This is a genomic window from Pseudomonas sp. VI4.1, assembly GCF_002029345.1.
In the GTDB taxonomy this organism is placed as follows: Bacteria; Pseudomonadota; Gammaproteobacteria; order Pseudomonadales; family Pseudomonadaceae; genus Aquipseudomonas.
The window spans coordinates 1-17,976 of record NZ_MULM01000078.1; the positions used below are offsets into that span (position 1 = coordinate 1).

Annotated in this window: 16 protein-coding genes and 2 pseudogenes; 12 read left to right on the forward strand and 6 right to left on the reverse strand. The window is 61.0% G+C overall.

Annotated elements, in window-relative coordinates; translation table 11 throughout:
- Window positions 1–121 precede the first annotated feature (121 nt).
- Window positions 122–634 carry a methylated-DNA--[protein]-cysteine S-methyltransferase gene (locus BZ163_RS02765; RefSeq protein ID WP_128869694.1) on the reverse strand — a complete coding sequence of 171 codons (513 nt, stop codon included), beginning with the start codon at window positions 632–634 and terminating at the stop codon, window positions 122–124.
- A gap of 153 nt (window positions 635–787) precedes the next feature.
- Here BZ163_RS02765 and ggt point away from each other — a divergent pair, with 153 nt between their 5' ends.
- From ggt to BZ163_RS02805, 8 genes are all read left to right on the forward strand, one after another.
- Window positions 788–2,515: a gamma-glutamyltransferase gene (gene ggt, locus BZ163_RS02770; RefSeq protein WP_128869695.1), complete on the forward strand. Its 1,728-nt coding sequence runs from the start codon at window positions 788–790 to the stop codon at window positions 2,513–2,515.
- Between the two features lie 82 nt (window positions 2,516–2,597).
- Window positions 2,598–3,170 (forward strand): cysteine hydrolase family protein, encoded by a 573-nt coding sequence (locus BZ163_RS02775; protein ID WP_128869696.1) that lies wholly within the window; start codon window positions 2,598–2,600, stop codon window positions 3,168–3,170.
- A 167-nt stretch (window positions 3,171–3,337) separates the two neighbouring features.
- Window positions 3,338–4,360: a helix-turn-helix transcriptional regulator gene (locus BZ163_RS02780; protein ID WP_128869697.1), complete on the forward strand. Its 1,023-nt coding sequence runs from the start codon at window positions 3,338–3,340 to the stop codon at window positions 4,358–4,360.
- Window positions 4,361–4,520: 160 nt separating this feature from the next.
- Window positions 4,521–6,389 (forward strand): amidohydrolase, encoded by a 1,869-nt coding sequence (locus BZ163_RS02785; RefSeq protein WP_128869698.1) that lies wholly within the window; start codon window positions 4,521–4,523, stop codon window positions 6,387–6,389.
- 18 nt (window positions 6,390–6,407) lie between these two features.
- Window positions 6,408–8,150, forward strand: a complete 1,743-nt coding sequence (locus BZ163_RS02790; RefSeq protein ID WP_128869699.1) for an amidohydrolase — start codon at window positions 6,408–6,410, stop codon at window positions 8,148–8,150.
- 113 nt (window positions 8,151–8,263) lie between these two features.
- The gene (locus BZ163_RS02795; protein WP_128869700.1) at window positions 8,264–9,004 is read left to right on the forward strand and encodes a TorF family putative porin; all 741 of its coding nucleotides are present in this window, start codon (window positions 8,264–8,266) and stop codon (window positions 9,002–9,004) included.
- A gap of 50 nt (window positions 9,005–9,054) precedes the next feature.
- Window positions 9,055–10,458, forward strand: a complete 1,404-nt coding sequence (locus BZ163_RS02800; protein WP_128869701.1) for a cytosine permease — start codon at window positions 9,055–9,057, stop codon at window positions 10,456–10,458.
- A gap of 431 nt (window positions 10,459–10,889) precedes the next feature.
- Complete coding sequence (locus BZ163_RS02805) at window positions 10,890–11,348, forward strand: GNAT family N-acetyltransferase (protein ID WP_128869702.1); 459 nt, start codon at window positions 10,890–10,892, stop codon at window positions 11,346–11,348.
- A gap of 77 nt (window positions 11,349–11,425) precedes the next feature.
- Here the strand turns inward: BZ163_RS02805 and BZ163_RS02810 are convergent, their stop codons facing one another.
- On the reverse strand, window positions 11,426–11,740 hold the full coding sequence (locus BZ163_RS02810) for an NIPSNAP family protein (protein WP_128869709.1): 315 nt from the start codon (window positions 11,738–11,740) through the stop codon (window positions 11,426–11,428).
- 58 nt (window positions 11,741–11,798) lie between these two features.
- On the reverse strand, window positions 11,799–12,281 hold the full coding sequence (locus tag BZ163_RS02815; protein WP_128869703.1) for an HIT family protein: 483 nt from the start codon (window positions 12,279–12,281) through the stop codon (window positions 11,799–11,801).
- A gap of 485 nt (window positions 12,282–12,766) precedes the next feature.
- On the opposite strand from BZ163_RS02815, the gene BZ163_RS02820 reads away from it, so the two are divergent.
- Window positions 12,767–13,096: a DUF6124 family protein gene (locus BZ163_RS02820; RefSeq protein WP_128869704.1), complete on the forward strand. Its 330-nt coding sequence runs from the start codon at window positions 12,767–12,769 to the stop codon at window positions 13,094–13,096.
- A gap of 192 nt (window positions 13,097–13,288) precedes the next feature.
- On the forward strand, window positions 13,289–13,744 hold the full coding sequence (locus BZ163_RS02825; protein ID WP_128869705.1) for a GNAT family N-acetyltransferase: 456 nt from the start codon (window positions 13,289–13,291) through the stop codon (window positions 13,742–13,744).
- A 216-nt stretch (window positions 13,745–13,960) separates the two neighbouring features.
- Here the strand turns inward: BZ163_RS02825 and BZ163_RS02830 are convergent.
- Window positions 13,961–14,856: pseudogene (locus BZ163_RS02830) on the reverse strand (DMT family transporter).
- A gap of 86 nt (window positions 14,857–14,942) precedes the next feature.
- Between BZ163_RS02830 and BZ163_RS02835 the strand changes: the two are divergent.
- Together BZ163_RS02835 and BZ163_RS02840 are read left to right on the forward strand one after the other, a co-directional pair.
- Window positions 14,943–16,274, forward strand: coding sequence for a PLP-dependent aminotransferase family protein (locus tag BZ163_RS02835; RefSeq protein ID WP_128869706.1), 1,332 nt, complete (start codon window positions 14,943–14,945; stop codon window positions 16,272–16,274).
- Window positions 16,275–16,515: 241 nt separating this feature from the next.
- Window positions 16,516–16,905: a cytochrome c family protein gene (locus BZ163_RS02840; RefSeq protein ID WP_128869707.1), complete on the forward strand. Its 390-nt coding sequence runs from the start codon at window positions 16,516–16,518 to the stop codon at window positions 16,903–16,905.
- A 108-nt stretch (window positions 16,906–17,013) separates the two neighbouring features.
- On the opposite strand, the gene BZ163_RS02845 is transcribed toward BZ163_RS02840, so the two are convergent.
- Entirely contained in the window at window positions 17,014–17,436 is a 423-nt protein-coding gene (locus tag BZ163_RS02845) for a nuclear transport factor 2 family protein (RefSeq protein WP_128869708.1), read from the reverse strand.
- Window positions 17,437–17,834: 398 nt separating this feature from the next.
- Window positions 17,835–17,976: pseudogene (locus BZ163_RS36315) on the reverse strand (phage infection protein); the annotation flags it as partial.

Sequence of the window (17,976 nt, forward strand, 5' to 3'; positions counted from 1 at the left end):
CAATGAAAACGCCTTCGCTGCAAGCCAGCTCCTACATAATCAACGGCCTCAAGCCTTGTATCGCCGGTGAAAACGCCTTCGCTGGCAAGCCAGCTCTTACACAAGCCCGCTCCTACAAAAATCAAAAGCCTTCCAGTCTTCCAGTCCCACCCCATTGCCCGCCCTCGAGCGTCAACAACCACTCCTTGGCCTCAAGCCCACCGGCAAACCCGGTGAGTTTTCCCGACGCGCCAATCACCCGATGACAGGGCGCCACAATCGAAATCGGGTTCCTGCCATTCGCCGCGCCCACGGCCCGCACCGCACTGGGGTTGCCGATCTGCTCGGCGATCTGGCGATAACTGCGAGTCTCGCCGAACGGAATGGTCAACAGCGCCGCCCACACCTTCTTCTGAAACGGCGTCCCGACAAAATCCAGCTCCAGCTCGAAACGGTCGCGTGTGCCGGCGAAGTATTCCTTCAGCTGTCGTGCGGTGCGCACCAGGATCGGATTATCCGGATCCTCGCTCATCGGCCCCAGCAGCACTCGGTTCGGCTTGTCGTTTTCCCAGAGGATGGCCGCCAGTCGCGCACCGTTCGCCACCAGCTTCAGCTCGCCAACCGGCGACGCCATGGTCATGCAGGTGCAGGTCATGCAGACAGCCTCCGCGCAAGTGTCGATAAGGGGCCAAGCATACTGCCTCGACGGGGAGGCGCAATACGCAATCCCAGCCATACTTGCCTACTGTTCCTGACCGTTTCCTCTGTTTTTTTCGACAGAGCCAAAAAAACAAAAAGAGACCGACTCATGAAGTTCGAACCTTTTGCCAAATCGCTCATTGCGACCTCGTTGGCGCTGAGCTGCCTGATGGCCCACGCGGCCTCCGTGGCCCCGGTCGCGGCCGAAAACGGCATGGTGGTCACCGCCCAGCATCTGGCCAGCCATGTAGGCGTCGATGTGCTCAAGAATGGTGGCAACGCCGTCGATGCTGCCGTAGCGGTGGGGTATGCGCTGGCGGTGGTGTATCCCGCGGCGGGCAACCTGGGCGGCGGTGGCTTCATGACCATTCAGCTGGCGGACGGGCGCAAGACCTTCCTCGATTTCCGTGAAAAAGCGCCGCTGGCGGCCACCGCCGACATGTACCTCGACAAGGAAGGCAACGTCGTCCCGGACCTCAGCACCCGCGGTCACCTGGCCGTCGGCGTGCCGGGCACCGTGTCCGGCATGGAACTGGCCCTGCAGAAGTACGGCACCAAGCCGCGCAAGGAAGTGATCGCCCCAGCGATCAAACTCGCCGAAGACGGGTTTGTGCTGGAACAGGGCGATGTCGAATTGCTGGAATACGCCACTGACGTCTTCAAGAAGGACATGAAGGATTCCGGCTCGATCTTCCTGAGCAACGGCGAGCCGATGCAGGTCGGGCAGAAACTGGTGCAGAAGGACCTGGCGAAAACCCTGCGGGAAATCTCCGAGAAGGGGGCCGACGGTTTCTACAAAGGCTGGGTCGCCGACGCCATCGTCACCTCCAGCCAGGCCAACAAGGGCATCATCGCCCAGGCCGACCTCGACAAGTACAAGACCCGCGAACTGGCGCCGATCGAATGCGATTACCGCGGCTACCACGTGGTGTCGGCGCCACCGCCAAGCTCCGGCGGGGTGGTGATCTGCGAGATCATGAACATTCTCGAAGGCTACCCGATGAAAGACCTGGGCTACCACTCGGCCCAGGGCATGCACTACCAGATCGAAGCGATGCGCCACGCCTACGTGGATCGCAACAGCTACCTCGGCGACCCGGACTTCGTGAAAAACCCGATCGCCCATCTGCTGGATAAAAACTACGCGACCAAAATCCGCGCGGCGATCAATCCGCAAAAGGCCGGCGTGTCCCGCGAACTCAAACCCGGGGTAGCGCCCCACGAAGGCAGCAACACCACCCATTACTCCATCGTCGACAAATGGGGCAACGCGGTGTCGGTGACCTACACCCTCAACGACTGGTTCGGTGCCGGCGTCATGGCCAGCAAGACCGGAGTCATCCTTAACGACGAAATGGACGACTTCACCTCGAAAATCGGCGTGCCGAACATGTACGGCCTGGTGCAAGGGGAGGCCAACGCCATTGCGCCCGGCAAGGCACCGCTGTCGTCCATGAGCCCGACCATCGTCACCAAGGACGGCAAGGTGGTGATGGTCGTCGGCACTCCCGGCGGCAGCCGCATCATCACCGCGACCCTGCTGACCATGCTCAACGTGATCGACTACGGCATGAACATCCAGGAAGCGGTCGACGCTCCGCGTTTCCACCAGCAGTGGTTGCCGGAAGAGACCAACCTGGAAACCTTCACCACCAGCCCGGATACGGTGAAGATGCTGGAAAGTTGGGGCCACAAGTTTGCCGGTCCCCAGGACTCCAACCACCTGGCGGCGATCCTGGTCGGCGCGCCTTCGCTGGAGGGCAAGCCGGTAGGCAAGAACCGCTTCTACGGGGCGAACGATCCGCGGCGTAACACCGGGTTGTCGCTCGGTTACTGAGGGTCGTTTTAAAAGGGGGCCCTTTTTATAAGGGGACGTGTTTTACCGTCCCCTGAACCACTGAAATTTAAAGGAAGTCACCATGACCACTGCACTGCTGATCATCGACGTCCAACATTTGCTGTGCGTCGGCGAGTACGAATGCTTCGAGATCAAACGTGTCATCGATCTCATCAATGGCCTGAGCGCCAAGGCACGCGTAGCAGGCATTCCGGTCATCCTGATTCAACACGAAGAAAAGGGCAGCCTGCTGCAGCACGGTGGCGAAGGTTGGCAACTGGTCGAGGGCCTGGAAACATCACCCGAAGATCTGCGAGTACGAAAAACTGCCCGGGATTCTTTTTACCAGACCCGCCTGCTGCAAATCTTGCAACAGTGGGACGTCGAGCGCGTGATCATCTGCGGCCTGCAAACCGACTATTGCGTCAATGCCACCGTGCGCCAGGCCCTGAAACTGGGCTATGACGTGGTGCTCGCCGCCGACGCCCATTCCACCGTCGACACCGACAACATGGCCGCCGATGACATCATTGCCGAGCACAATACCCGCCTTGCACGCCTGAGCAGTCCGGTGTCGCGGATCGATGTGATCCCGACCAGGGAAATATGCATCAGGAACCGAAAGTCCCGATCAGCCCGGTCAGGAATGTACTGACCAGGTCCAGGGTTGAGTCGTTCGGTCGGGTAACGGATGAAGGAGGGGGCAGGGGTGCGCAGGATCCGCCCGACCAAACGCCTGCAGAACGGCGGTGGCGGCTGGACGCGATGGGTGCGCCATGGCATGGTCGCATCCCAGGCCATTCAGCACACGGGTATAGAGCGATGGAGGCGGGTGATGAGGTCGGCGTCGGGACGTCGATGGCAACGCTGAAGGCGTTCAATCAGTGTGTGCTTCACCTGGGGCGCCTGGCTCGGGATCGCGGTGCCTCCCAGTTCATTGCCGATGGCCTGCAGGCATTTGCCCGGTTGGTGCCCTTCGCGTCGGCATGGTGGGGCGAGATGTCGACGTCCGACGCCACTGCGCCCCCGCAAAGCTGGATGCACGGGCGAATCAATCTGCCCGAGTCGTTTGCCGTCGAATGGCACAAGGTCGCGGTCAGCGACAGGTTCTCCCATGACACGCTGAGCCAGCCCGGCGAGGTCGTGCGCGACAGCGGGTTCACCGACCCCTGCGAGCAAGTGAACGACTTCGCCCGGCGGCATGACCTCTACCACTTGATGTGCATCACGTTCGAGTTGCCCGAGAGCGGCTTGATGTTCTTCGTCTGCCTCTACCGTGGCCTTCAGGCACCGGTGTTCAACGACAGTGAGGCCGGTTTGTTTTCGGCCTTCTGCGATCACCTGTTGCAGCTGTGGCGATTTCAGGTCCAGGACATGATCCGGTTCGACACGGGCGACGGTGCAACCGACTTCGGCGTTGCGCGCATGGATGGCAGCCTGCTCTACGTGGGGGCCAGGCTGTGCGCCGCCATTGAACGTGAGTTGCCGGGCTGGAGCGGCTCGATGCTGCCGTCGCAGGTGATCGCGCAATTGCCGAAGGCGCCCTGCGTGATGCGCCTGGGCCGGTGTGCACTGACGCTGAGTCCCAATGCCGAGCACGTGATTCTGTCGCTGGAGACGCTGTCGCGCGGGGCGGTGCTTGCACCCCGGGAACGGACCGCCGCCATGCTGTTCGCCGCCGGTCATTCCTACAAGGAAATTGCCAAAATCCTGGCATTGAGTCCTGCCACCGTGCGCACCTATCTGCGCAATTGCTATCTGCAGCTCGGCGTCAAAAGCAAGGTGGAACTCGGTTCTGCCTTGCGCTCGCCCACTTCGCCCGCAGAGGCCGCACGTCGGGTCTAGGCTCGACGCCGCCGATTGTTCACCGGAAAACCGCCTTGACCCTCCTCATTTGTGGAGGTCCGGATCTGTGCTGCCCTCTATAAGGTGTGCCTTGCATTCAGGGGTTGCACGGCAGCGTGTTCGGGCCACTTCCACAATTATAAAAACAGAGGTGAGGCAGTTGAAATTGTCCAGGCTATTTATCGCCATTGCCACGACCACAGCCGTTTCCGGCATGGCGCTGGTGGGGTGTCAGACCCAGGGTTCGACCGGCGCCGACATGGTGCTGCGCAACGGTTATGTCTACACCGTCGACGGTAAGAACTCGGTGCAGCAGGCGATCGCCGTCGCGGGCGGAAAAATCGTTTATGTGGGCAGTGATGCAGGGGTTTCTTCGTACATCGGCAAGCAGACACAGCTGATCGATCTGGCCGGCCGCATGCTGATGCCGGGCTTCATCGATGCACACATGCATCCGGGGGATGGCGGTCGCGCCATGACCTTGTGCGACCTGAAATACCAGACGATGACCCGCAAGGTGTTCCAGCAGACCATTCAGGCGTGCCTGGATGCGGACCAGGGCAAAGGCCCCGATGTCTGGCTGGAAGTGGGCAGCTGGGATCGCATGGGCATGGACGGACTGGACGGCGACCCCGACAAATCGACGCTGGACGCGCTCAAGACCAGCCGCCCGATCCAGGTCCGCTCCACTGACTTCCATACCGTGCTGACCAACTCTCGCGGCCTGGAAGTGGCTGGCATCAACAAGCACACGGCCAATCCCGGGGACGGCAAATATGTGCGCGACAGCGCCGGCAATCCGACCGGCATCTGCGAAGACGGCGCTGCCGATGCCATGGCCGCCGTGGTGCCGCCCGCCACCGACGCCGAGAAGCTCAACCAGACCCGCGCCGCGCTCGACGCCATGCGCCAGCAAGGCATCACCACGTTCTTCGATGCCCTGTCCGGACCGGAAAATGGCAAGGCGTTCACCACGTTGCAACAGTCGGGCGAGCTGACCGCCCGGGCCTTGCTGGCGATCAAACTGGACCCTGCGGCCGCCGCAGCCGACCCGGCGAAAACCATCGCCGAGGCCAAGGCCTTGGCCGATACCTACGACCAGGGTGAAGCCAAGGCCGCGCCCGGTGTGAGCATGCGCCACGTCAAGTTGTTCATGGACGGCATCATCAACGCGCCGGCCGACACCGGTGCAATGTTGGCGCCGTACCTGCGCAATGCCGGCACCGGCACGACGCCGAAGTGGACCCCCGGCAAGAACGCCGGTGAGCTTTACTTCCCGTCGCAAGTGCTCAATCCGCTGCTGCTGCAAGCCGTGCAGGCCGGCCTCGATCCGCACCTTCACGCCACCGGAGACCGGGCGGTGCGAGATTCGCTGAACGGCATCGAATACGTGCGCCGGCAATTGCCTGGCAATGGCTTTCGCCCGGCCATTACTCACAACGAGTCGGTGGACCCTGCCGACTACGCGCGCTTCAAGGCGCTCGACGTGACCGCCAACATGTCCTTCCAGTGGGCCCAGCAGGCGCCCTCTACGGTCGACGGTACCAACGAGCATCTGGGGCCGGCGCGGTTTGCCCGCATGGAACCCTCCGGCAGCATCGCCCGTGCCGGCGGCCGTGTGGCGTATGGCAGCGACTGGCCCGTCGACCCGCTCGACGAATTCCTGGCGCTGAAGATCGGTGTCACCCGCTCAGGCGATCCGCTGAACCCGCACAGCTACGGCCCCAAATATGCGGGCAGGTTGAATGCCGCCCCGGCCCTGTCGCGAAACGAAGTACTGCGCAGTATCACCCTGAACGCCGCCGAGCAGCTGAAACTGGAGGCGGTCGTCGGCTCGGTCGAAGTCGGCAAGTTCGCCGACCTGATCGTCCTGGACCAGAACTTCATGCAGGTTCCCGAGGAGGCCCTGGCGCGAAATCAAGTGCTGCTGACGGTCGTGGGCGGCAAGGTCGTGTGGGCCAAGGCGCCTTTCGTTGGCCTTGATCCGCAGGTGTTGTCCCAGGCATCCGCTTCCCGCTCAGCCCAATAAAAACAAGAGAGAATTCCGATGCAACGATTCATTCCCACTCTGTTGGCCGCAGCCCTGGCTTTGTCCTCGGTGCCGGCGATGGCCGCCGCTGACCTGGTGTTGTTCAACGGCAAGGTATTCACCGCCGAACCCGGTCAGGGACTGGTCCAGGCAGTGGCCGTGCAAGACGGCAAGATTCTCAAGACGGGCACCGATGCCCAGATCAACGCCCTGGCCGATGCTCGCACGAAACGTATCGATCTGGCGGGCAAGGTGCTGATGCCGGGCATGATCGATACCCACAGTCACCCGGTGGTGGCGGCCTTCGACAGCATGGGCGCGAACCTGCTGGATGAAGTCAAGCCGTTGCCCGAGCTTGAACAGTGGATCATCGAACAGGATCAGGCGGGCATTGCGCGGGCCGGTGACGTGATCAGCATTGCCGGGGTGAGTTCGGCCTATTGGGACAAAAGCCGTGAGCTCGGCCAGCGTTTCAATCAAGGGCGTTGGGCGGAGCAACCGGTGGTCCTCAGCGGGATCGACGGGCATACCGGATGGGCCAACAACGCCATGCTCAAGCGCCTGAAGATCGACGCGGCACTGGTAAAAGGCCTGTCGGAACAGGATCGCAGCTTCGTCGGGCACGACGCGGATTTCACCCCCAATGGCTATTTCGCCGAGTCGCGCTGGGACCAGGTCCGCAGCCAGATCCCCGCGCCCAGCGCCGAGATCATGTTGAAAGCCGCCCGCGAGGCGGTGAAGGTCAACAATCAATATGGCGTCACCGCCTGGATGGACGCGGCGGCGAATGCCGGCAGCGGCGATTCGCTGTTCGATTTCCAGGCCACCGAGCACAGTTACGGGGTGCTGCCGCTGTACCGCGAACTGGCACAGAAGGGTGAACTCAGCGCCCACGTGGCCGCGCTGTTGCTGGCCAACCCGAAAAGCCGACCAGCCGACCTGGAAGTGCTGGCCAAGGTGATGAAGGAATTTCAGGGCGTCCCCAACCTGAGCTTTCCCGGAATCAAGGTCTTCGCCGACGGCGTTCTCGAGTTTCCAGGGCAGACGGCAGCGGTCATCGTGCCCTTCAACAACAGCCAGAAAAACGGTCAACTGCTGATCGACCCCGCGCACTTCGGTGAATTGGTGGTGGCGGCGGAGAAGCGCGACTGGATCGTGCACATGCATGCGGTCGGCGACCGCGCGGTCCGTGAGTCACTCAATGGTTTTGCCTACGCACGCAAACTCAACCCGACCCCGGTGGCCCATAGCATCAGCCACCTGCAACTGGTCAACCCCAAAGAGTTCGGGCGCTTCAAGGAGTTGGGTGTGATCGCCTCCATGCAGTTGCTGTGGGCCACCGGCGAGAGTTACACCGTCGAACTGGTCAAACCCTATATCAGCGCGTTTGCCTACGGTTACCAGTACCCCGCCAGGTCCCTGCATAACGCCGGTGCCGTTATCGCCGGCGGCAGTGACTGGCCGGTGTCCAGCCCCAACCCGTGGAACGCCATCGCCCAGGCCAGCACGCGCAAAGGGCCGCTGGGCGTGCTCAATGCCAAGGAAAGCATCGATCGCCAGAGCATGTTCTACGCCTACACCTTGAATGCCGCCAAAGCCCTGCGCCTGGAGCAGCAGATCGGCTCGCTGGCGCCTGGCAAACAGGCTGACCTGATCATTCTCGACCGCGATGTGTTCAAGGTCAGCGATGACGAACTGTTCGACACCAAAGTCCTGAAGACCTTTTTCGCCGGTAAAGAGGTTTACGCGCCCGCGTCCTGACGAACACCCCCAACCGCAGCACCGGAAAAAATGGCCGGCTCCTCGTACGGCGAGGGGCTCGGCCTCGCCGTGCCCGACATTCCCAGCACCCTCCATAACAATAAGAGATTCGTATGAACGCACGCTCAGTCTTCGCCCTGGCCAGTCTGGTATTGGCCCCCTTGACCACCCACGCACTGACCCTCGATGACGACTTCAACCTGGACATGACACTGGGGGTATTCAGCGACTACCGCACTCGAGGCATTTCGCAAACCCTGGGCGATCCGGCGGCACAGGCCAGCGCCACGCTGGTGCACAGCAGCGGCCTGTACGTGGGCGCCTGGACCTCGAACGTCGATTTCGGCGGCGAGTTCAAGACTCGGCAGGAACTCGAGTACTACGCCGGCTACTACTGGCAGGCGACCGAGGCCATCAGCCTCGACCTGGGCTACATCAAGTACGACTATCCCAAGGAAGGCCAATTCAACCTCAGTGAAATCTACGCCATCCTGGACCTGTATGGCGTGAAACTCGGCGCCCACTACTCGAACGATACGCCGAACGTCTTTGGCGAAGACCAGGACACTCTTTACACCTACCTCAGCTATCAGTTCGCCTTGCCGGCCGAGCTGGGCCTGAACGTGCGCGTGGGGCGCGGCGATGTCAAAGACCCGGCCTACTGGACCACCAACGGCGACAGCCGCGAGGCCTATTACGAGTGGGAAGCCAAGTTGAGCCGTGACTTCGTGGGCGTGACCTGGGGCCTCAGCTACATCGATACCGACCTGTCGAAAAGCGAATGCGCAGGTTGGTATGGCTACGACGATCTGTGCACGGCGACGGTGGTCGCCAGTGCCAGCAAGACGTTCTAAGCCTGCAAGCCCACACAATAAAAACAAGCTCCTCAAAGGAAAACAGCGCAATGACCAAGGTCAGCGATAGTCAGCAGCGAAGTCCCCTGATCGAGACCCGTTCGATCGATTTCATTCCCGAGGCCGAGCGTCATGGCAGCCTCTACAGCCAGTTCACCCTGTGGCTTGGCGCCAACCTGCAGATTACTGCAATTGTCACCGGCGCCCTGGCCGTGGTGCTGGGCGGCGATGTGTTCTGGTCGCTCATCGGCTTGCTGATCGGCCAATTGCTCGGCGGCGCGGTGGTTGCGCTGCATGCGGCGCAAGGGCCCAAACTCGGGCTGCCGCAGATGATTTCCAGTCGCGTGCAGTTCGGCGTCTATGGGGCCGCGATCCCGATCGTGCTGGTGTGCCTGATGTACCTCGGTTTCAGCGCCACCGGCGCGGTGCTGTCGGGGCAGGCCATTGCCCAGTTGATCGATGTCAGCGACAGCGCCGGCATCCTGATTTTTGCCTCCTGCATCGCCTTTCTGACCATGTTCGGCTATCGGGTCATCCACCTGGTCGGCAAGGTGGCCAGCGTGCTGGGCATCATTGCGTTCGTGTATCTGTTTACCCGGCTGATGACCCTCAACGATATCGGCCTGCTCTTGCAAAACCGCCATTTCGGCTGGAGTACCTTCCTGCTGGCGGTGTCCCTGTCCGCGTCCTGGCAGATCGCCTTTGGACCCTACGTGGCCGACTACTCGCGCTACCTGCCGAGCAAGACCGCGTCCTGGAAAACCTTCACCGCCGTCGGCCTGGGCACGGTGCTTGGCGCCCAGGCCTCAATGGTGCTGGGAGTGTTCGCCGCAGCCCTGGCCGGCGCGAATTTTCGCGGGCATGAAGTCGCGACCATCGTCGGGCTGGGCAGTACCGGCGTGATGGCCTCGCTGCTGTACCTGAGCGTGGTGTTCGGCAAGGTCACGGTGTCTACCCTCAACGCCTATGGCAGCTTCATGTGCGTGGCGACCATCATCAGTGGCTTTCGTAGCCGTCTGCAGATAACCGCCCGGCAACGCATGCTGTTCGTGTTGGTGATTGTCGCCGCGTCCACCACGCTGGCGCTGCTGGGGCAGCATTCGTTCCTGAACACCTTCAAGTATTTCATCCTGTTCCTGCTGACGTTCTTCACACCCTGGAGCGCGATCAACCTGGTGGATTATTACTTCATCAACAAGGAGCGCTACGACATTGCGGCATTGTCCGATCCGCAAGGTCGCTATGGGCGCTGGAACCTGTTGGGCATCAGCGTGTATGGTCTCGGTGTGTTGGTCCAGCTGCCTTTTGTCGACACCAAATTCTACTCGGGGCCGATGGTGGCGCAGCTCGGCGGGGTGGATATTTCCTGGATAGTGGGGTTGGTGGTGCCGGGGATTCTGTATTACGGGCTGGCCAAGGCATCAGCGCCGGCGGTAGTTGCCGAGCGGAGCTGAAGGCCGGGACCTACCCGTTTCTGCGGTAACGGCGACTTAAGGTTCCGCCCTTACGGCGGGTCACTTGGAAAAGCGCCAAGTAACCAAGCGCTCTTGCCCCTGTCGTTCGGTGCCTCGCCCAGGCTCCGGTCCTGCTCCGTGGGCCCACTGCGCAGAACCGGAACGAAGCCTCTCGATGGGGCGTGCACCGTCAAAGCCAAAGCCAAAGCGAGGCGGCCTGCGGGCCGACCTGGCTCTCGGATCCGAGTGCATTTCAAACTTGTAGGAACCGGCTTGCCGGCGAAGGCGTCCTGACAGCCGACCCATCCATTTCGACCGGACAAGATTCCATGTGGGAGCTAGCTTGCTCCTACGAGCTCCCGCACGCTGTGATTTTTTGATCTACATTTCCCTTTTCCGCTGATCAATCAATCCGTTCGGAGACGATCAACATGGCACTCCAGGCCCTGCGCGCCGACCCATCCCACCTCGATAAAATCGCCAGCCTCTTCGACGCCTATCGCGGTTTCTACGGCCAGCCATCGAACCTCAACCAGTCGCGCAACTTCATCGCCGAGCGCATCGCCCGGGACGAATCGGCGATCTTCTTCGTCCAGGATGACGGTGGCGAGGCGCTGGGGTTCGTCCAGTTGTACCCGACGTTCTCCTCCATCGACGCGCATCGCACCTGGCTGCTCAGCGACCTGTTCACCACCCCGGCAGCCCGTGGGCGCGGGGTCGGGACCTTGCTGATGAACACCGCCCGAGCCTTTGCGCTGCTGACCGGCGCGAAAGGCCTGGTGCTGGAGACGGCCACGGACAACCACGGGGCGCAACGCCTGTATGAGTCGCTGGGGTATGTGCGCGATACGGGCTACTACACCTATTGCCTGGATTTGAAACAGGGCTGAATCAAGCGTCGCTGTCGAGCACGGCAGTGCTGTCGCGCAGGGTCAATTCGAATGGCAGCACTACATTCCGCTGGCTGCTACGCCTGTTTGCCAAACACCGGCCGGAAAAAAGACCGCTCATAGCTGAGGATGCATTTTGTGTCCTCCGCATATTTGAACGCCGCGATGCAATCCGGATCGTTCATGGAGTCTTGCCGGTACTGCTCATACGCCGAAAGGCTTGGAAAGCTGAACATCGCCAAGGCAATGTTATTGGCGCCCTCGGACGGCAGGAAGTAGCCGTGGTGCTGGCCGCCGAATTTTTCAACCAGTGGAATCCACAGCGTCGCATAGTGTTCGAATGCTTTGATCTGGTAGGGATCCAGCACGTATCTCAGATAACAAGTGACCATTTTTTCTCTCTCTTGGTTGTGTGGTGCTGCTTTCGCCCGATGCGACAGCCGTGCTGTCCTATCTGAACGGTCTGCGTAGCAGATCAATGACTTGATCGGTTGAAGGCCCTTGTATGGGCGGTGGCTCAGGGCTTTCCCCGAATTCGCGCCAGATGAACAGCGTCAGTTCCGCTCCGTCAGTAAGCGACGTTGCGTTTTCGTTGGTCGCGAAGGTCTCCAGCAGCCTGTATCTCTTATCTTTCCAGAACAGATCTTCGATCCAGTGATACACCGGAATGAAGTGGAAATGGATAGGATAGCCGGGGTCATGGCCGAATCGACTGATGTAGAGCCACTTCGGTTTCAACTGCGATTCAATGGTTGTCTGAACCTTGGCGAGCAAGCCACCCAGTTCCGCCAGCGCATCGTCGGGCAGATCAGCCAGCGAGTGGACGTGCGCCCTTGAGCCGAGCATCAGATAGCCGGGAAGGGTGGACGACATGTGGTGATTGAGAATCCAATGGGCGGTTTCATGAATGATGAACCGGGGGGCTACTTCCATGTGCAAGTGTCCATCGTGGATCGGCTGCACAGAATATCAAGGCGTCACAACCCTGTCCGGTCTGGCCGATTTCTGCAGCACGTGATCGCCTATTTTCCGATTTTTTGAGGTGCAGGCCGGAGCGTGGGGGAGGGCGGCTGTAGGAACTTTCTGAGTTGTAGGCAGGAGGCTACATCGTCTTGCGTAGATGCCTACGCCTAAGACAGAATCCGCCGGCTTGTGCGTCTTGGGTCTGGCTTTTATCGTCTGCGGGTCGCTGAAAATCAGCGATCGGGTTTAGCAGCTCGGTCAATATCAAGGTACGCCAGTGTCGCTCTTGGCCAGTCCGCGCCTCCGTTGAGGCAGGTCTGCGTTATGGCGGCTGTGCGTGGGGCACTTCGGTGCGCCGGGTTCCTTGATCCCTGGTCTGCTAACCCGCGTACAGCTGTCACCTTTTTCGTTTAGCAGCGAGGGGGTAGCGGCTCCATGGATCAAGGAGTTTCATCATGATCAGATCGACACCCAGCCCTCCAGAATCAAAAACCTCAAGTGAATCCGCCGACCTTCCTGGCGATTCCTACAAGCCCCGCATTCACAAAGCCAAGATCACATCCCACAAACCCAGCACGATGTTCGTCATCGCCCCCGGCATTGGCACCGAAACCCTGTTGGCCCACGCCTGTGAATCCCTGGCTTCGGCGAGTGTCATGGCAAGTGATTTCGCGGGGTTCCTGGAAGGATCGCAGCGCAACACGATGCTGGGTATTCAGCAGGTCGTCATGCTGGCGGAACTGGCGGTGAATCGAGCGTTGGATAACGTTGATCCGCAGGATTGACCCACCTGACCATTCCCATGTCGAGGTGTTGAACCGTCGGCGTGGGAATGCGGCCCGAGGTGTTCCGCGTCCATGTGGATGCAGAGCGTCCGGCGAGGCATTCCCGACGTAAATGAAATGATCGGATCAGCGTATCCCGAGAGCTTTTATGCGTTTACGATTGGATGAACACAGGTGGCGAGGGAACGCAAAATGGATTGTCAGGTTCGTCTCGCAACAACCGACGATGCAGCAGCGATCAGTCATGTGGTGATCAGCGCGCTGCACGAGTCCAATGCGCAGGACTATCCACCCGATGTCATCGCGCGAGTGGAGCAGGGCTTCTCCGCGCAGGGGATCATTGAGTTGATGACGCAGCGCCGGGTTTATGTGGCGTCTGTCGATCAACGTGTCGTCGCGACGGCCAGTCTGGATGGGGATGTTGTCAGAAGTGTCTTTGTCGACCCGCAATACCAAGGTGCCGGAATCGGCAGGCAGCTTATGGCTGTCATTCATTCGGCCGCCCTTGAATTGGGCCTCGATGTTCTGCACGTGCCGTCTTCAATCACAGCACAGGGCTTTTATGCTTCGCTGGGTTTTCGAAAAGTGCGGGATGAATTTCACGGGGCCGAGCGCACCATTGTCATGCAGAGGGTGTTAAGGCAATAGCGGATCTGATCAGACAAACCTGCCAATCATCAGACCGCTTTCGCTGGCAAGCCAGCTCCCACAGGGTTTTGTGTTGGGCACAATATTCGTGGCACGGTAGCGATTCCTGTGGGAGCGGGCTTGCCCGCGAAGGCGTACTGACATTCGGCATCGATGTCGACTGACATGACGCCTTCAGGCAAGCCTGCAGTCAAACCCAAGACATCCCGGTCCCGCCTACTTCGAAAACCGCCGCGCCCCCGCCACACAAAGAATCACCGCCACCGTCACCCCCAACATGCCAATGCTCACCTGCTCATGCAGCAACGTCGCCGCCAGCGCCAACCCGAAAAACGGTTGCAGCAACTGCAACTGGCCAACGGCGGCAATCCCGCCCTGGGCCAGCCCGCGATACCAGAACACGAAGCCGACCAGCATGCTGAAAACCGACACGTATCCCAGGCAGGCCCACGCCGATGTCGTAATGCCCGAGAACGAAAGCGGGGCGAGGTAACAGGTCAGCGGGATCATGACGGGCAGCGACAGCACCAAAGCCCAGCAGATGACCTGCCAGCCGCCCAAGGTCCTCGACAACTTCGCACCTTCGGCATAACCCAGGCCGCAGGCGAGGATCGCCAGCAACATCAGGATGTCCCCCGTCGGCGACGCGGTCAGGCCTTGGGAAAAGGCAAAACCCACCACCAGCGCACTGCCCAGCACCGAGAACAACCAGAACACCGGCCGCGGCCGTTCGCCACCGCGCAGCACGCCAAACGCCGCGGTGGCGTGTGCAGCAGGCCGACGAAGACAATCGAATGCGCCGACGTCACGTACTGCAGCGCCAATGCCGTCAACAGCGGAAACCCCACCACAACCCCCAGCGCCACGATCACCAAGGGCAGAAGATCACCTCGGACAGGACGCTTTTCCTTGAACAGCACCAACATGCACAGCGCCAGAAGCCCCGCGATGGTGGCGCGGGCCACCGTCAGGAATACCGGGTCGAACTCCAGCACGGCCAGCCGCGTGGCAGGCAGCGAGCCACTGAAGATCAGGACGCCGATGAACCCGTTGAGCCAGCCGCTGGCGGTCTTTTCCATCCCCAGGTTTTGCAGCTTCGATGCCCGTTCCATTGCGTTCACACTCAAAAAGTTTGCAGAGACCCATCCTATGATCGAAGATCAATACAATCAAAATATTGTCATGGATACATCGGCCCATGCCTCGCTCCCGATACAAGTCGCTGGTTGACAGCTTTGCCGCGGACATCCGCGCCGGGCGCCTGCTGCCCGGCACGCGCTTGCCGACCCACCGTCAACTGGCGACGACCGAAGGCCTGGCGCTGGTGACGGCCAGCCGGGTCTATGCCGAACTCGAGGCGATGGGCCTGGTCAGCGGCGAAACCGGGCGCGGCACCTTCGTCAGGGAGACCGCGCTGGCGCCGGGTTCGGGCATCGACCAGAAAGACGTGGCGGTCGGCATGATCGATCTCAACTTCAACTATCCGTCGCTGCCCGGGCAGGCAGAGCTGTTGCGCAGTGCGCTGCGCCAACTGGCGTCGGGGGGTGACCTGGAGGCGCTGCTGCGCTATCAGCCCCATGCCGGGCGATTGCATGAGCGGGCGTCGGTGGCACGCCATCTGCGCGCTCGCGGATTGACGGTGGAGGCCGGGCACGTGTTGATCGTCAATGGCGCCCAGCAGGGGCTGGCCGTGACGATGATGGCGCTGCTCAAACCCGGTGATGTGATTGCTGCCGATGCGCTGACCTATTCCGGTTTCAAGGTGCTCGCCGAAGCCCTGCACCTGGAAATCGTGCCCATTCCCGTGACCGCACAGGGGCCGGATCTCGCTGCTCTGGAACAGCTCTGCCAGAGCCGGCGCGTGCGGGCGGTGTACAGCATGCCGACGCTGCACAATCCGTTGGGATGGGTGCTGAGTGCCGAGCAACGCGGGCACCTGGTGACGATTGCGCGCCGCCATGAGTTGCTCATCATCGAGGACGCCGCGTACGCCTTCCTCGCTGAAAACCCGCCGCCTCCGATCGCCGATCTCGCCCCCGAGCGCACGGTTTACGTGTCCGGGTTATCCAAAAGTGTCGCCACCGGCTTGCGTGTAGGTTTCATCGCTGCGCCCCTGGATAAGGTGCCTGCCCTCGAGCGAACGATCAGGGCCACCACCTGGAATACCCCGGGCGTGCTCACAGCGATTGCGAGCACGTGGCTCGACGATGGCACCGTCATGCAGCTGGAAGCGGAAAAACGCAAGGACGCGCAGGCCAGGCAAGCCATCGCCGCGCAAGTGCTGGCGGGCCTTCGCTACATCAGTCATCCATCGTCGTATTTTCTTTGGCTGCCGTTGCCGGAAGACGCACGGGCCGATCAGATCGCCATGGAGCTGATGCGCGAACAGGTGGCGGTCTCGATTGCCGAGCCTTTTGCGATCTCCGTGCATGTGCCCCATGCGATCCGTCTGGCGTTGGGGTCGGTGGATCTGGACACGCTGCGCCAGGCGTTGGTGAAGGTGAAGAGGGTGGTGGGGGCTTATACGTAGCGGGAAAGCCAGGTGAGCACCCCTGTGGCGAGGGCGCTTGCTCCCGCTGGGTCGCGCAGCGGCCCCAAACCCGACGACCGCGATCATTCGGACACCTCGCCGTGGAGGCGCAGCCCAAGGCGATCAACTGGCTTTCACCGCCGAGACCGGGGAGGGCGTTTTTGCATTTAAGTTTTGGTGCCGGAGCCAGTCATGATGAAATAGCCGCCCGCTTTTGCTGTGAACGACACCTGGAACCGACATGAAGAACGCCGCTTTACTGACCTTCACCCTGCTGCTCAACGCAGGACTCTGCAGCGCCCAGGCCGAAGCGGCCGGCGATGCCGAGGCGGGCGGCAAACTGTTCAAGCGGATCTGCGGTGGCTGCCATCAGGTCGGGGAGTCGGCGCGGGGCTCTTTTGGTCCGCAGCTCAACGGGATTTTTGGCCGGCCTTCAGGCAGCACCACGGACTACCTGTACTCCGATGCGATGAAAGCGGCCGGCATCGTCTGGACTCGCGAAACACTGACCGCGTACCTCGAAAACCCGAAGGGAGTGGTCCCCGGGACCCGGATGATTTTCTGGGGGCTCAGCGATCGGGAAAAGGTCGAAGATGTGCTGGCTTATCTTCAGACCTTTCAACCGCATTGAGAGGGCTAAACGTGAGGGCGTGGTGGTTCGACCGCTGACAGCACGGGCGACGCGTTTAGCCAATGAACAATGCGTTATCGTTGACGTCCTTCGCTGGCAAGCCAGCTCCTACAGGGTTGCGAGGTAGGCGCCAACGCGTTTTCCCATTTGCTCGCCCAAGGCTTGCAAGGCACTGAAGGGGCGGACCATCACCTCGAACTCGACGATTTCCCCCTGTTCATTGAAGCGGATCATGTCGATGCCCTTTAGCGCCTTTGCGTCGACGTTGGCGCTGAATTCCAGCACGACGCTCAAGCCGTCCGCCGTTGCCAGTTCCCGGTGATAGACAAAATCATCGAGCAGCTCGATGACCGTGTTGAGAATCTTCGAGACCACGACCGCTCCCGGGTAAGGCTTGTGCGCCATCGGCGAGCGGAATATCGCCTGAGGGTCCAACAGTTCAGGCAAGGCGCTCAAGTCACCCTTGCGGATCATGGCGTGCCACTGGTTCAGAGAGGCTGCGGCTTGGGGATGCAGGTTCAGTCCAGACATCTTCAACTCCTGTATTTTTATTGTTGGCCGCACCGCAGCGAAGGCGGCCTCAAGACTTGCAGCGCCCATGCAGACGTCTTCGCCAGCAAGCCGGCTCCTACAGGGTTCGGCGTTGACCACAATCCATCTGTACACCGGTGATCCCTTGTAGGAGCTGGCTTGCCAGCGAAGGCGGCCTCGAGCCTTGCAGTACCCATGCAGACGCCTTCGCCAGCAAGCCGGCTCCTACAGGTTTGGTGATTTCCAATCTGTTTGTATGCAGGTGATTGTGTCGATACCGAAGGCGGTGATCTTGGCGATCGCCCGGGCATCCCATGAATTGCGGGTTATTGCAGGTATAAAAAAACCCGGCAGACGAGGCCGGGTTTTTCGTTGGGTGTCGCGGTAAAACCATTCATTTATGCCGCACGGCTTTCGATCAACCGATCCGAACCACCCTCGGCAACGCGATTTTCGATCAGACGATCCGAACCACAGCAGCCACGCGATTCTCGATCAACCGATCCGAACCTCAGCAGCCACGCGATTCTCGATCACCGA

What these genes read in the sequence shown, in the direction of transcription:
- BZ163_RS02765 (WP_128869694.1), bottom strand. Translation starts at nt 634, where the DNA reads ATGACCTGCACCTGCATGACCATGGCGTCGCCGGTTGGCGAGCTGAAG.
- ggt (WP_128869695.1), top strand. Translation starts at nt 788, where the DNA reads ATGAAGTTCGAACCTTTTGCCAAATCGCTCATTGCGACCTCGTTGGCG.
- BZ163_RS02775 (WP_128869696.1), top strand. Translation starts at nt 2,598, where the DNA reads ATGACCACTGCACTGCTGATCATCGACGTCCAACATTTGCTGTGCGTC.
- BZ163_RS02780 (WP_128869697.1), top strand. Translation starts at nt 3,338, where the DNA reads ATGGAGGCGGGTGATGAGGTCGGCGTCGGGACGTCGATGGCAACGCTG.
- BZ163_RS02790 (WP_128869699.1), top strand. Translation starts at nt 6,408, where the DNA reads ATGCAACGATTCATTCCCACTCTGTTGGCCGCAGCCCTGGCTTTGTCC.
- BZ163_RS02795 (WP_128869700.1), top strand. Translation starts at nt 8,264, where the DNA reads ATGAACGCACGCTCAGTCTTCGCCCTGGCCAGTCTGGTATTGGCCCCC.
- BZ163_RS02800 (WP_128869701.1), top strand. Translation starts at nt 9,055, where the DNA reads ATGACCAAGGTCAGCGATAGTCAGCAGCGAAGTCCCCTGATCGAGACC.
- BZ163_RS02805 (WP_128869702.1), top strand. Translation starts at nt 10,890, where the DNA reads ATGGCACTCCAGGCCCTGCGCGCCGACCCATCCCACCTCGATAAAATC.
- BZ163_RS02810 (WP_128869709.1), bottom strand. Translation starts at nt 11,740, where the DNA reads ATGGTCACTTGTTATCTGAGATACGTGCTGGATCCCTACCAGATCAAA.
- BZ163_RS02815 (WP_128869703.1), bottom strand. Translation starts at nt 12,281, where the DNA reads ATGGAAGTAGCCCCCCGGTTCATCATTCATGAAACCGCCCATTGGATT.
- BZ163_RS02820 (WP_128869704.1), top strand. Translation starts at nt 12,767, where the DNA reads ATGATCAGATCGACACCCAGCCCTCCAGAATCAAAAACCTCAAGTGAA.
- BZ163_RS02825 (WP_128869705.1), top strand. Translation starts at nt 13,289, where the DNA reads ATGGATTGTCAGGTTCGTCTCGCAACAACCGACGATGCAGCAGCGATC.
- BZ163_RS02835 (WP_128869706.1), top strand. Translation starts at nt 14,943, where the DNA reads ATGCCTCGCTCCCGATACAAGTCGCTGGTTGACAGCTTTGCCGCGGAC.
- BZ163_RS02840 (WP_128869707.1), top strand. Translation starts at nt 16,516, where the DNA reads ATGAAGAACGCCGCTTTACTGACCTTCACCCTGCTGCTCAACGCAGGA.
- BZ163_RS02845 (WP_128869708.1), bottom strand. Translation starts at nt 17,436, where the DNA reads ATGTCTGGACTGAACCTGCATCCCCAAGCCGCAGCCTCTCTGAACCAG.